9 protein-coding genes are annotated in these 13,056 nt (G+C 72.6%); 2 read left to right on the forward strand and 7 right to left on the reverse strand.

What is annotated here, in order from left to right:
• Nucleotides 1–33: 33 nt before the first annotated feature.
• Nucleotides 34–1,542 (reverse strand): CAP domain-containing protein, encoded by a 1,509-nt coding sequence (locus tag PV396_RS31815; RefSeq protein WP_319210493.1) that lies wholly within the window; start codon nucleotides 1,540–1,542, stop codon nucleotides 34–36.
• A 115-nt stretch (nucleotides 1,543–1,657) separates the two neighbouring features.
• Nucleotides 1,658–3,787 (reverse strand): alpha-galactosidase, encoded by a 2,130-nt coding sequence (locus PV396_RS31820; RefSeq protein WP_319210495.1) that lies wholly within the window; start codon nucleotides 3,785–3,787, stop codon nucleotides 1,658–1,660.
• Between the two features lie 178 nt (nucleotides 3,788–3,965).
• On the opposite strand from PV396_RS31820, the gene PV396_RS31825 reads away from it, so the two are divergent.
• On the forward strand, nucleotides 3,966–5,165 hold the full coding sequence (locus tag PV396_RS31825) for an ROK family transcriptional regulator (protein WP_319210497.1): 1,200 nt from the start codon (nucleotides 3,966–3,968) through the stop codon (nucleotides 5,163–5,165).
• On the opposite strand, the gene PV396_RS31830 is transcribed toward PV396_RS31825, so the two are convergent.
• The 5 genes from PV396_RS31830 to PV396_RS31850 form a co-directional block, all read right to left on the reverse strand.
• Nucleotides 5,122–8,109, reverse strand: coding sequence for a helix-turn-helix transcriptional regulator (locus PV396_RS31830; RefSeq protein ID WP_319210499.1), 2,988 nt, complete (start codon nucleotides 8,107–8,109; stop codon nucleotides 5,122–5,124). The two genes, PV396_RS31825 and PV396_RS31830, sit on opposite strands and share 44 nt — an antisense overlap.
• 46 nt (nucleotides 8,110–8,155) lie before the next feature.
• A complete protein-coding gene (locus tag PV396_RS31835) occupies nucleotides 8,156–8,506 on the reverse strand; it encodes a UBP-type zinc finger domain-containing protein (RefSeq protein ID WP_319210501.1) in 351 nt (116 codons plus the stop codon).
• Complete coding sequence (locus tag PV396_RS31840; RefSeq protein ID WP_416071511.1) at nucleotides 8,503–9,978, reverse strand: ATP-binding protein; 1,476 nt, start codon at nucleotides 9,976–9,978, stop codon at nucleotides 8,503–8,505. The genes PV396_RS31835 and PV396_RS31840 overlap by 4 nt, the downstream gene beginning before the upstream one ends.
• Nucleotides 9,979–9,989: 11 nt before the next feature.
• Complete coding sequence (locus PV396_RS31845) at nucleotides 9,990–11,666, reverse strand: FAD-dependent oxidoreductase (RefSeq protein WP_319210504.1); 1,677 nt, start codon at nucleotides 11,664–11,666, stop codon at nucleotides 9,990–9,992.
• Nucleotides 11,667–11,766: 100 nt separating this feature from the next.
• Nucleotides 11,767–12,120 carry a VOC family protein gene (locus PV396_RS31850; protein ID WP_319210505.1) on the reverse strand — a complete coding sequence of 118 codons (354 nt, stop codon included), beginning with the start codon at nucleotides 12,118–12,120 and terminating at the stop codon, nucleotides 11,767–11,769.
• Nucleotides 12,121–12,183: 63 nt separating this feature from the next.
• On the opposite strand from PV396_RS31850, the gene PV396_RS31855 reads away from it, so the two are divergent.
• Entirely contained in the window at nucleotides 12,184–13,056 is an 873-nt protein-coding gene (locus tag PV396_RS31855; RefSeq protein WP_319210508.1) for a universal stress protein, read from the forward strand.

A 13,056-nucleotide genomic window follows, 5' to 3' on the forward strand; every position in this document is an offset into this window, starting at 1 on the left:
GACAGGGCAGGGGCAGGGCCGCGCGGGGGGTGTTCAGGCGCCGAAGAGCTGGGTCCAGTACGTGCCCGCCTTGCCGCCGCCCGCGAAACCGATGCCTATGTGGGTGAACTCCCGTTTGAGGATGTTGGCCCGGTGCCCGGGGCTGTTCATCCATCCCTCGACGACCTCCGCGGCGGAGCGCTGCCCGCACGCGATGTTCTCGCCGATCGTCCGCCGTGTGGACCCCGCGGCGGCGGCCCGGTCCCACGGCTGGCTGCCGTCGGGCCCGGTGTGCGAATAGAACGCGCGGGCCACCATGTCCGTGCTGTGCGCCTGCGCGGCCCGGGCCAGCAGGGCGTCGGAGGCCAGCGGCGGCAGCCCGGCACGGGCCCGCTCCCGGTTGGTGAGCTCGATGACCTCGGCCGCCGTCCGCTCGAGATCGCCGGGCATGAGGGGCCGGGCCCACAGGACGGTCCAGTACGTGTCACCCGTGCGGGACCCGATGACAGACGCCAGGCCGACCTGTGTGAACGCCGGGTCGTGCAGGGTGCGGCGGGCCTGCTCGGTGCGCAGGCAGTAGTCGACGAACTCGTCCGGCGTACGCGGCCCGGAGACCAGATGCTCGCCGACGGTCAGATACGTGTAGCCGGTGGCCGTGACGCGCTGGTGGACGGAGGTGCCGTCCCTGCTCTCGGTGCCGAGCCGGCCTGCCGAGGCCATGTCGGCGGCGTGCGCCCGCGCGGCTGCGGAGAGCCGGGAGTCGAGGGCGACGGGCGGGGAACCGGCGGCGGCCCGGGCCGAGTTGACGAGGGCGAGGAACTCGGTGGCGCCGGGGCCCAGCGAGCCCGGCGTACCGGAGTGCGTGCCGGGAGCCACCGCACCCGGCCCCGCTCCGGCGGCCGACGCGGCGACCGGGGGAGCGGACCCGGCGGCCCCGACCGGTCGCGGGGCGCCCGTCGGCCGGGACCGGCGTGCGGTCGCCGCCCCAGCCAGCCGGGAAGCCGCGCCCGACAGGCGGGAGGCCGCGTCGGACCAGACGGACGGTGTCCGCGGGGTTCCCGAGGCCGAGGCCGACGAGGCGTCGTCGTCCGCGACATCCACCCCGAAGTCCCGGGCGAGCCCCGCCAGCCCGTCCGCGTACCCCTGGCCCAGCGCGCGCAGCTTCCAGCCCGCACCTCGCCGATACAACTCCGCGAGCAGCAGTACCGTCTCCCGCTGCGGACGCGGTGGTGTGAACCGGGACGGTGCCAGGCCGCCGGGGCCGGTGAGATGGAGCGTGGGCGCGGGCAGCGTGCCCAGCGCCGTGCCGGGGTCGGCGGCGCTGACCACCACCGTGACCCGGGTGGCGCCGGGGCGCAGAGCCCCCGGGTCGACGGTGAGGGTGTCGCCGTGCAGCCGGACTCCCGGGGCCGTCGGCTGGTTGTAGAACACGAAGTCGGCGTCGCCGCCGACCTTGCCGCCGTCGTCCGTCACAAGCGCGCTCACGTCGAAGGGGCCCGGCACCCGGAGCGTGAGGGTGCCGCCCGGCAGGGGCGTGTTGCCCCCGGGGACCAACTCGCTCATCGCGCCTGCCCTGGGGTTCGTGGTTCGTGCCCCCATGGGGGCGTTGCCCCTGTAACGCCCGGCCGGGGCGCTGCGGTTCCCCGGCCGACGAAGGCCGGCCGGGGAACCGTCCGGCCTACGACTCCCGCACACGCACCAGGTGCACGGCCGTGCTGGACCAGTCGCCGGGCGCGAGGTCGAGCCGCAACCCGTACTCGCCGAGCACGTTCGCGTGATGAACGGCACCCGTGTACGTGTCGCGGTACCTGGCGCCCGGCGTCAGGCCCCGCAGGCGCACCGGAATGCGCGGGAGACCGTGCCGAGGGCCGTACCGGAAGCCCAGCACCAGAGCCTCGGCCGCGTCCTCGCCGACGTACTGCACGACCGTCGGCTCCTCCCCGAGCGGCCCCGACAGCCGGTACAGCTCACCGTGCTGCACCAGATGCCGCACCTTCTTGTAGTCGGCGACCAGCGCCGCGCCCTCCGCGAGCTCCTCCTCGGACCAGCGCGTGAGGTCACCGCCGATCCCGAGCAGCCCGCACATCGCCGCGTGGAAACGGAACCGCAGCGGCACCGAACGCCCCGTGAGCTGGTTGGGCACGTCGGTCACCCACGCCGACATCGCCCGCGCCGGGTACACCTGGCCGAAACCGTGCTGGATCACCAGCCGGTCCACGGCGTCGGTGTTGTCGGACGTCCACGCCTGATCCGTACGGGAGAGGATGCCGAGGTCGACCCGCCCCCCGCCGCCACTGCACGTCTCCACCCGCAGCCCGGGGTGGTCGGCGCGCAGCCGGTCGATGACGTCGTACAGGTTCGCCACGTACCGCGTCCACAGCCGGTCGTCGCCGTCCGGCTGCCCCGGCCAGCCCGACTCACCGAAGGCGCGGTTCATGTCCCACTTCAGGAAGTCGACCTGGTGGTCCCCGACGAGCCGGGTCAGCCAGCCGTACGCCCACTCGGCGACCTCGTCGCGCGCGAAGTTCAGGACGAGCTGGTTGCGCATCTCGGTACGGGCCCGCCCGGGCACGTGCAGCACCCAGTCGGGGTGCTCGCGGTACAGGTCGCTGTCCGGATTGACCATCTCCGGCTCGACCCAGATCCCGAACCGCATGCCCAGCCCGTGCACGAAATCGGCCAGCGGCTTGAGCCCCTCGGGGAAGCGCTCCGGAGTCGGCGTCCAGTCGCCCAGCCCCGCCCGGTCGCTGCGCCGCGCCCCGAACCAGCCGTCGTCGACGACATACAGCTCCACCCCGAGCAGGGCGGCCCGCTCGGCCAGCGCCATCTGGCTCGCCTCGTCGACGTCGAAACCGGTGGCCTCCCACGAGTTGTAGAGCACCGGCGCCAACTCCCGAGCGCTGGGCAGCACATGGGCCGTCGTGTACGTGTGCCAGGCGCGGCTCGCCGCCCCGAAACCGCCGTCCGTGCACAGCCCGGCGAACACCGGCGTGGTGAACTCCTCGCCCGGCGCCAGCGGAACGCTCGTACCCTCGTGGCCCACGCCTCCGGTGAAACCGACGAATCCGTCGGGGGTGCGCTGGGCGGTGATGCGCCAACTCCCGCTCCAGGCAAGGGCGGCGCTCCACACCCGGCCGTGCTCCTCGGTCGCCTCGCCCGAGTCGAGCATCACCCACGGGTTGGCGTGATGACTGGTGATTCCGCGCCGGCTGGTCAGCACCGTCTCGCCGAACGGCAGTGCGTCGCACCGCAGTTGGCTCTCGGCGGACCACTGGCCGGTGACATGGCTGAGCCGGTGGTCGCGCGACGGCGGCAGCGTCCAGGCGGCGGAGTCGACGCGCAGCAGATCGACACGTTCTTCCCCGGCGTTGCGCACCACGGTCCGGCGCTCGATGACGTCCGAGTCGGCGCGGACCGTGTAGTGCAGCGCGACCTCGAGAGGGTAGCGGCGGTCCCGGAACTCCAGGACCAGCTCGGCCGTTCCGGTCTCCGGTTCGAGGACCCGGTGGCCGGTCGGTACCCATTCGAAGCCGCGGGAGGAGTCCGCGTACCGGACCTGGAGCGAGGGCGGGCCGTAACGCGTGCCGCCGTCGACGGGGAGCTCCTCGCCCACCGCGGGCCTACCCTCGAAACTGCTCGCCATGTCCTGCGCAGGAGGAACGAGCGCATCCGCCTCCGCCAGGGTCAGCCGCGGCCCCCACGCGAGATGACACGGCGCGCCGCTCCCGTCGATCCGCAGCGCGTACGACGTGCGCGGGGTGGTCAGCAGCCAGACCCCGGTGTCCGGGGAGTGGGAGATCAGCGGCATGGTGCCTCACGTTCGTGGTACTGGTGTTCTCGGCGAACCCAAGCGCGACCATGGATCATGTGTCAATGGGATGCCTGTGACGGTCTTTCGCAAAGTCTAGAGGGGCCTGCGGTGGTGGTTCCGCCCATCTTGGCTTCTTTCATTGACAGGGGAAAATAAGCGATCTAGGTTCCGGGCCATGCCCTCGCCCCCTCGTGCCGAGGTGTTTCCGGTCCGTACGCCGGCCGCCTCGCAGATCTTCACCACGGTCCTGTCCCACGGCCCGCTCACCCGTGCCGACGTGGCCCGGCGCGCGGGGCTGTCCGCCGCGGCCGTCACCAAGGCGGTCCGTCCGCTGATCGAGGCGGGCTACCTGGTCGAGGACGCGGACGGCGGGACCCGTCCGCTGCTGGGGCGGCCGGCGAACCTCGTGCGGGTCGACGGCGGCCGGGCGCTGTTCGTCGGCGTCAAGCTCACCGGTGACCGGATCTTCGGCGTGCTCACCGACCTCTGCTGCCGCGTCCGGGTCGCCCGCGACCTCCCGCTGCCTGCCCGGGCCCCGAAAGCGGTGCTGGTCTCGGTCGCCGAGCTGGTGCGGGAGCTGCTCACCGAGGCGGACGGCTTCGGGGTGCCCGTCCTGGGCTGCGGCATCGCCGTCGCCGGAGAGGTCGACCGCGCCGAGGGCGCCGTACGCTACTCGCCGTTCCTGGGGTGGCGTGATGTACCGCTCGCGGAACTCGCCGCGACCGTGACGGGCCTGCCCGTCACGGTCGACAACGACGTGCGGGCGCTCACCGTCGCCGAGCAGTGGTTCGGCGCCGGCGTGGGGCTGTCCGACTTCGCCGTGGTCACCGTCGGCGCGGGGGTCGGATGCGGCCTCGTGGTCCACGGGCGCGTGGTCGCGGGGACGTACGCGGTGGCCGGAGAGATCGGGCATGTCGTCGTCGATCCGGCGGGCCCGCCCTGCCACTGCGGCAAGCGTGGCTGTCTGCAGGCGTTCGCGGGGGACGCGGAGATCGTCGCCCGGGTACGGGAGATCACGGGCACCTCGATCACCGACAGCGCCGAAGCCGTCGCCCTGGCCCACGCGGGGCACCCCGGGGTACGGGAGGTGTACGCGCGGGCGGGTGCGGCGATCGGCCGGGGCATCGCCACCGTGGCCAACCTGCTCGGCCCCGAGCGCGTGATCATCTCCGGCGAGGGGCTCGCCGCGTACGACCTGTTCGCCGAGCAGATCCGCGACGCGTTCACCGAAGCCGCCTTCGGCTCCGCCGCCCACTGCGAACTGCTGACCCGGCCGCTGCCCTTCGAGGAGTGGGCGCGCGGGGCGGCGGCGACGGCGATCCGGGCCTTCGTCAGGGCAGATCCGGAGCAGCAGGCGGCAGCGCCGGCGACTTGACCAGCCCCTCCCGATGGGCGACCGCCACCGCCTCCCCGCGGCTCGCCGCACCCAGTTTGGCCAGGATGTTGGAGACGTGGACACTGGCCGTCTTGCCGCTGATGAACAGCTCCTCGCCGATCTGGCGGTTGCTGCGGCCGAGGGCGAGGAGCCCCAGGACGTCCTGTTCGCGGGCGGTGAGAGGTGTCGGGACGGCGCCGGGATCCTCCATGGGGGAGGGGTCCGTGAGCCGGCCGCGGCGGATCAGGGCGTCCAGGTCCCGGAGCAGGGGCGTGGCGCCCAGCCGTACCGCCGTCTCGCGGGCGGCGCGGGCCTGGACGGCCGCCTCCGCACGGTTGCCGTCCGCCAGCAGGGCCTCGGCGTACCGCCGTCTGCACCGTGCCTGTTCGTAGACATCGCCGAAGCCGAACGCCGTGACCGCCCGTTCCCACGCGTCGACCTCCGGACCGGCCGTCATCCGCGCCCACTCGGCCTCGGCACGAGCCAGCCACGCGTGCCCCTCCGGGCCCTGAGGGCTTCCGTCGCGGCCGATCGCGCCCCGGGTGCGGGCCAGTTCCAGCAGTTCGGCCGCCGTGTCCGTCCACCGCAGTACCCCCGCCTCGTCGCCGGACCGGCGAAGGCGGACAACGGTGTCGGCGACGGCGGACAGCGCGAGGGCGACGAGCCGGACCGCGACCTCCGGCCGGGCCCCGGTGTCGTCGGTGAGCGCCTTCACCGTGTCGTGCACGCGCTGTACGGCCGCCTCGGGGCCGCCAGCCGCAGCGGCGGCGTCCGTGAGCACGATGCCCGCGACCAGCGTGGCCATCCAGTCGAACGGACCGGCCAGCAGCGCCCGGGCGCGGTCTACGGCGCCCAGGTCACCACGTGCCAGCGCCACGTTCAGCGAAGGCCCCGCCACGTAACCGGCAGCCGTGGGCAGCACCTCGGTGTCGGCCACCGCCGCGCGGGCGCACTCGTCCCAACGGCCCAGCGTGTACAGCACCAAGGAGTGCAGATAGCGCATCTCCAGCGGGTACGGCGAGGAGAGGAGACCGACGCGGCGGGCGCGGTCCAGGCCCTCGGAGAGCCACGGCAGGCTCTCCTCCAGCCGGCCGGACTCGAAGCTGCCGATCGCGAGATTGAACAGCGCGCGCATCTCCACCGTGGTACAGCCCGAGCGCCGGGCCAGTTCCCGGGCTTCCACGAACCGCTCGCGGGCCTCGGGCGTGCGACGCCCGCCTGTTTCCAGACCGGCCACGGAGATCACGAGATCGGCCTGCGCGTCGGGAGCCTGAAGCTGCTCGGCGACGGTGAGGGCCTGCCGGGCCACCCTCAGCGCGGTGTCGTTGTCGCCCATCTGCCGTGCCGCCATGACATGGGTGGCCGCCGCCCACACCCAGGTCCGTGACGGGGGCTCGGCCGGGATCAGGGCGAGCGCCTCACTGCTGTACGCGAACGCCGCCGCGAGATGGTCGATGCTCATCAGGTTGTCGGCGAGCGTGTAGCGGACGCGGGCCGCGAGTTCGGCGTCCGTGTCCCGGCCCTCGCCGGCGAGGGCGGCCCGGGTGAGCGACACCGCGCGATGCGCCTCCCCGGCGTGCGCCGCCGCGGCCGACGCGCGCAGCATCAGCGTCACCGTGTCCAGTCCCTCGCCGGTGGGACGGGCGCCGGCCTCCACCGCCGGCCACATGTCGAGGGCGGCCTCCAGATGCCGCAGCTCCTCCGCGGGAGCGCCGACGCGAGCGGCGTGGTCGGCGGCCTCCAGGGACGCCGTGAGCGCCTCCGCCAGGTCATGGCTCTCCCGGTAGTGGTGCGCACGCTCCGCCGCACTCTCGGCGGGGCGGCCCCGCCCGGCCAGCAGCCGCGCGAACGCCCCGTGCAGCCGGGACCGCTCGCCCGGCAGCAGGTCGGCGTAGACGGCCTCACGCGCGAGAGCGTGCCTGAAGGAGTACGTGTCGCCCTCACCCGGGACGAGCAGCTGGCGTTCGACCGCCTCGCGCAGCGCCGACTCCAGCTCGTCCTGCGGCAGTCGGACGGCGTCGCTCAACAGTTCGTGCTCGACGCGCCGCCCGGCGACGGCGGCCGTACGCAGCACCTGCTGTGCGGTGTCGGACAGTTGCTCGAAGCGGATCAGGAGAACGTCGGCGAGCCCGCTGGGTACGCCGCCCGACTCGGTGTCGGTCGCCGCGAGCAGTTCCTCCGCGTAGAAGGCGTTGCCCTCGGCCCGCTCGACGATCCGCCGCACGGTCGTGTCAGGCAGCGCCCCTTCGCCGAGGGCCCGCACCAGCCGGGCCACCTCGGTGTCGGCCATCGGCCGCAGCTCCAGCCGTTCCACCGCGGGCAGCCGCACCAGCTCCGCCAGCAGCGGGCGCAGCGGATGGCGGCGGTGGAGGTCGTCGGCGCGGTACGAGGCGAACAGGGCGAGCCGGTGGCCGGGGGCGCCGCCCGCCGACCCCTGGAGCACGCCCCTGCTGAGCAGGAACCGCAGCAGATCCCGGGAGGACTGGTCGGCCCAGTGCAGGTCCTCCAGGACGAGCAGCAGCGGCGCGATCTCGGTGACGGCGGCCAGCAGTCCCGCCATCCCTTCGAACAGGCGCAGCCGCCCACCGGCATCCCGCCCGCCGTCCGCCTCCCCGCCACCGAGTAGCCGCCCCACCACGGGATGCGCGGCGAGCGCCCCGGCGAACCGCTCGTCGGCGGCGAGCAACCCCACGATCTCGGTGAACGGCAGATACGGCAGACCGACGTCACCGAGATCGACACAGTGCCCCGTGAGCACCGTCATCCCCCGGTCCGAGGCCCGCTCCGCCGCCTCCGCCAGCACCCGTGTCTTGCCCACCCCGGCATCTCCGGCGATGAGCACGGCACGGGCCTCACGGACGCGGGCACGGTCCAGCACACCGGCGAGACGGGTCAGCTCGTTGTCGCGGCCGATGAGTGGCGTGTTGAACAGGTTCTGCGGCACAGATCAATCCTGACACGCACCACTGACAGCCCTGGTGGGGCAGGCCTCAGCGCAGTATCTCGACCCAGTTCGCGGGGACGCGTCCCGCCGGTCCAGGGGTGGGCTGGTCGGCCGGATGGCTGGTCGGGGGTGCCAGGGCCGGACCGGACTCGTAGAGCTCGGACGTCTCGAAGTTCCAGAACCAGGCCTCGCCCGGTTCGTAGCTGCGGATCACCGGGTGGCCGGTGTCCCGGAAGTGGGCGGTGGCGTGCTTGGCGGGCGAGTCGTCGCAGCAGCCGATGTGGCCGCACTGGGCGCAGCGCCGCAGGTGGAACCACCAGCCGCCGTCGGCGTCGCACTCGACGCAGCCGGCTCCGCTGGGCGGGACGCTGGGGTCGATTCCGGTGTCCTTGGTCATGAGGGCTCCTGAGCCGGGTCCGGGACCACGGCCGGGTCGGTATCGGTATCGGGGTCAGTGGCGGTGAGGGGGAGCAGCACCTGGAAGCGGGTGTCGCCGGGTACGGACTCGACCTTCAGATCACCGTGGTGCTTGTTGACGACGATCCGCCAGGAGATGTCGAGGCCCAGCCCGGTGCCCTCGCCGACCGGTTTGGTGGTGAAGAAGGGATCGAAGATCCGGTCGCGGATCTCGGCCGGTACTCCCGGGCCCGTGTCGCGGAACTCGACCAGCAGCCGGTCGTGCACCACAGCGGTGCGTACGGTCAGCGTCCCTTCGCCGTCCTCGCACTTGATGGCGGAGACGGCGTTGTCGATCAGGTTGGTCCATACCTGGTTCAGCTCGGCCGGGTAGGCCGGAATCCTCGGTACCGAGCGGTCGTACTCCTTCACGACCTTGACCTGCGGCCCGATCTTGCCCGACAGCATCAGCAGGGTGCTGTCGAGGAGTTCGTGGACATCGGCGACCTGGTAGGGGGCGCGGTCCAGCTGCGAGTACTGCTTGGCGGCGTCGACGAGGTGCGAGATACGCGTGGTGGAGTCCTCGATCTCGGACATCAACAGCTCGGTCTCGACCGTGTAGTTGAGCCACCCGATGGCACTCTGCAGGATTTCCTGCTCGTCGACGGCCGCCGCGATCTGCTCCAGCCAGTCGACGTCGAGACCGCCCTGGACGAAGGTCGGCGCGATCTGCCAGCCGTTCTGGATGCCGTGGTCGTCGAGCCAGTCGGCGAGTTCGTCCTCCCGGTCGGAGGCTTCGAGCGGGCTCAGTACCGGCGCCTTGGAGACCCGCTCGGCCGTACGCTCCTGAAGGTCGACCAGGGCTTTCAGGACGTCGTGGTGATAGTCGCCCGAGGCGATGAGGCCGAGCTTGTTGCGCATGTGCGCGACCCGGTCCCTGAGCGACGAGGTTGCCCGTACGGCCGCCGCGGCCGGGTTGTTGAGCTCATGGGTGAGACCCGCGGACAACGAGCCCAGCGCCAGCAGCCGTTCGCGCTGCCCGACGGCCCGCTGAAAGGTCTGCGAACCGAGGAAGAGCCCCTCCAGGAGATGGACCGCCATCGGAAACCACTCGCGCATGAAGTTCGCGAACGACTCGGCGGGCAGCACGAAGAACCGCGTCGGCTCCGACACCCGCAACGAGCTGGGGTACCGCTGCATCTTCCCGTCTTCGACGTACGCCATCACGGCCCCCGCGTACACCCCCGGCTGGGACGTGCGGCTGACCTCGATGTCGTCGCCGCCGACCCGGCGCGACATGACGAGCGTGCCCTTGATCATCACGTAGAAGCAGGTCGCCGGGTCGCCTTCGGCGAACACCGGTCCCGGCTCGAACAGTTCGACCCGTCCCTCGGCGCACAGCCTGCCGAGCTGTTCGGAGTTCAGCTTCTCGAAGAGGAACAGTGAGCTGATCTCCGCCGTGCTGCACGGCATCAGCCGGCCGCTCACGACTGCTCCAGGTAGCGGTGGACGAGCATCACGGCCATGGCTCCCTCTCCGACGGCGGACGCGACCCGCTTGGCGGACTCCGCGCGCGCGTCCCCGGCGACGAACACGCCGGGGATATTGGTCTCCAGGTGGTACGGCGGCCGATCCAGCTCCCAGCCCGCCGGTGGCCGCCCGTCGGCGGTCAGATCGGGCCCGGCGAGGATGAACCCGCGCTCGTCCCGCAACACAGTTCCGTCCAGCCAGTCGGTCAGCGGGGCCGCGCCGATGAACACGAACAGCCACTGCGCGTCGACCAGTTCGCTCTGCCCGCTCGTCGTGTCGCGCAACGTCAGCTGTTGCAGCTGGTTGTCGCCGTGCGCGGCCTCGACGACCGTGTGGGCCCGCACCGAGATGTTCGGCGACTGGGCGATCTGCTGGATCAGGTAGTGCGACATCGACGCGGTCAGGTCCGCTCCGCGCACCAGCAGGGTCACCGACTTGGCTCCCCTGGACAGGTACATCGCCGCCTGCCCGGCCGAGTTGGCGCCGCCGACGATGTACACGTCGTGGCCCTGGCAGCCGGCGGCCTCGGTGAGCGCCGACCCGTAGAACACCCCGCGGCCCGACAAGTCGTCGGCACCCGGCGCCTGAAGCTGCCGGTAGGACACACCGGTCGCCAGGATCACGCTGTGCGCCGCGATCGCCGACCCGTCCGCGAACCGTACGAGCCGCGCCGCACCACTCACCTCCAGGCCGGTCACCTCCCGCGCGGAGAGGATCTCGGCGCCGAACTTGGTGGCCTGGCGCCGCGCCCGGTCGGTGAGCTGACCGCCGGACACCCCGTCCGGGAAGCCCAGGTAGTTCTCGATGCGTGAACTCTGCCCGGCCTGCCCGCCGGTCGCCGACCGCTCCACCAGCACCGTACGCAGCCCCTCCGAAGCCCCGTACACCGCCGCGCCCAGCCCGGCCGGGCCGCCGCCGATGACGACCAGATCGTAGAAGTCGGCCGTGGGCGTCGTCGCCAGCCCCACCTGCGCGGCCAGCTCCGGCACCTCCGGCTCGACGAGCGCCGTACCGTCCGCCGTGATCACCACCGGCAGCCGCTGCCCGTCCTCGCCCGCCGCGGCCAGCAGCCGCTGCCCCTCGGGCTCCTCGGTGGAGTACCAGCGGTAGGGCACCTGGTTGCGGGCCAGGAACTCCCGCACGTCCGACGAACGCGCCGACCACCGGTGACCGACCACCTTGGTGCTCGGCACCGGCCGGAAGTCACTGCACCGCCACGCCGCCAGGAGGTCGTCCAGCACCGGGTAGAGCTTCTCCTCCGGGGGGTCCCAGGGCTTGAGGAGGTAGTGGTCGAGGTCGACGACGTTGATCGCGTCGATCGCCGCGTTCGTGTCCGCGTAGGCGGTCAGCAGCACGCGCCGGGCGCCCGGATAGACGTCCAGGGCCTGTTCGAGGAACTCGATGCCGTTCATCTGCGGCATCCGGTAGTCAGCCAGGATCACCGCGACCAGATCACCGCGCAGCTTCAGCTCCCGCAACGCCTCCAGCGCGGAATCCCCGGACTCCGCGCGCACGATCCGGTACGACTCGCCGTAGCGCCGCCGCAGGTCACGGGCGACGGCCCGGGACACCCCGGGGTCGTCGTCCACGGTCATGATGACGGTCCGCGCGGCGTCCGCGGCCTGTGCCATACGTCTCCCACCCCGAGTGATCGGATCACCGGCCGACGCCGGCCCGGTGCCGGCGACGCCTTTGAGCCATCGTATGTTCGATCGCCCTGCTTCGCTGCGGTCAGCTCCGCCGCGAACCGAGCACACAGAACTCGTTGCCCTCGGGGTCCAGCAGGGTGGTCCAGGACTGCTCTCCCTGGCCGATGTCCGCGTGCCGCGCACCGAGGGCCAGCAGCCGGTCGACCTCGTCCTGCCGGTCGTCGGGCCGGAAGTCGAGGTGCAGCCGGTTCTTGACGGTCTTCGCCTCCGGGACGTGTACGAAGAGCAGGCCGGGCAGCCGGTCCGGGGTCGGCCGGATCTCGTACTCCTCGGGGGAGTCGTCGACGACCGCCCAGCCGAGCGCGTCCGCCCACCAGCGGCCCAGCGCCGCCGGGTCCGCCGCGTCCACGATCACTTGTTCCCATTCCAAGGTCATGAGTGCAGCGTAGTGAACACTGGGCGGGGTACGCACCCAAGATCACGACCCGGAGGGAACCGCATGACACGCCCGATCACGGCAGGGGTGGACGGAACGCCCGAGAGCCACGCCGCGCTGGCCTGGGCCGCCCGGGAGGCCGTACGGCGGGACCTCCCGCTGCGGGTGCTGCACGCCTGGCAGCTGGTGCCGGACCAGGCGTTCGGGGCCGCGAGCCGGGAGACCCACGACCAGTGGGTGCGAGAGGGCGTGGACGAGGCGGCGCAGAGCGTCGCCGAACGGCATCCGGAACTGGAGGTCGCCGTCGACGTGGTGGAGGGCAGCGCGGCGGACTCCCTCGTCGAGGCCGCGGCGGAAGCGGAGATGCTGGTGCTCGGCTCCCGTGGGCACGGGGCCGTCGTCGGGTTCCTGCTCGGTTCCGTCGGACAGCACGTGATCGCCGAGTCCGCGCGGCCCGTGGTGCTCGTCCGGGCCGAGGACCGCGCCTCCGACGAGGCCGCCGGGCGCGAGGTCGTCGTGGGCCAGCACGGCGACCCGGAGGAGAGCGCGCCCGCCCTGCGGTTCGCATTCGAGGCCGCGGCGGCTCGTGGCGCCGGGGTCCTCGCCGTACGCGCGTGGAGTCTGCCGCCGGTGTTCGCGTACAGCCCGGGCTCGCTGAAGCTCCTCGACGACGCCGGGGGCATGGAACCGTACGAGAGGAACACGCTGTCCGCCGCGCTGGAGCCGTGGCGCGAGCGCTTCCCCGAGGTACCCGTCACCCAGCACGTCGAGATGGGCAGCGCGGGCGAGGTACTGCTGTCGGCCGCCTCACGGGCGCAGCTCCTGGTCGTCGGGCGGCGCGCCCACCGCTCGGCCGTGGGCGCGCGGATCGGCTCGGTCGCCCATGGCGTGCTGCACCACGCGCGCTGCCCGGTGGCCGTCGTCCCGCACGACTGA

The sequence above is a fragment of the Streptomyces sp. ME02-8801-2C genome (assembly GCF_033793965.1).
In the GTDB taxonomy this organism is placed as follows: Bacteria; Actinomycetota; Actinomycetes; order Streptomycetales; family Streptomycetaceae; genus Streptomyces.

What these genes read in the sequence shown, in the direction of transcription:
- PV396_RS31820 (WP_319210495.1), bottom strand. Translation starts at nt 3,787, where the DNA reads ATGCCGCTGATCTCCCACTCCCCGGACACCGGGGTCTGGCTGCTGACC.
- PV396_RS31845 (WP_319210504.1), bottom strand. Translation starts at nt 11,666, where the DNA reads ATGGCACAGGCCGCGGACGCCGCGCGGACCGTCATCATGACCGTGGAC.
- PV396_RS31855 (WP_319210508.1), top strand. Translation starts at nt 12,184, where the DNA reads ATGACACGCCCGATCACGGCAGGGGTGGACGGAACGCCCGAGAGCCAC.
- PV396_RS31815 (WP_319210493.1), bottom strand. Translation starts at nt 1,542, where the DNA reads ATGAGCGAGTTGGTCCCCGGGGGCAACACGCCCCTGCCGGGCGGCACC.
- PV396_RS31840 (WP_416071511.1), bottom strand. Translation starts at nt 9,978, where the DNA reads ATGCCGTGCAGCACGGCGGAGATCAGCTCACTGTTCCTCTTCGAGAAG.
- PV396_RS31825 (WP_319210497.1), top strand. Translation starts at nt 3,966, where the DNA reads ATGCCCTCGCCCCCTCGTGCCGAGGTGTTTCCGGTCCGTACGCCGGCC.
- PV396_RS31850 (WP_319210505.1), bottom strand. Translation starts at nt 12,120, where the DNA reads ATGACCTTGGAATGGGAACAAGTGATCGTGGACGCGGCGGACCCGGCG.
- PV396_RS31835 (WP_319210501.1), bottom strand. Translation starts at nt 8,506, where the DNA reads ATGACCAAGGACACCGGAATCGACCCCAGCGTCCCGCCCAGCGGAGCC.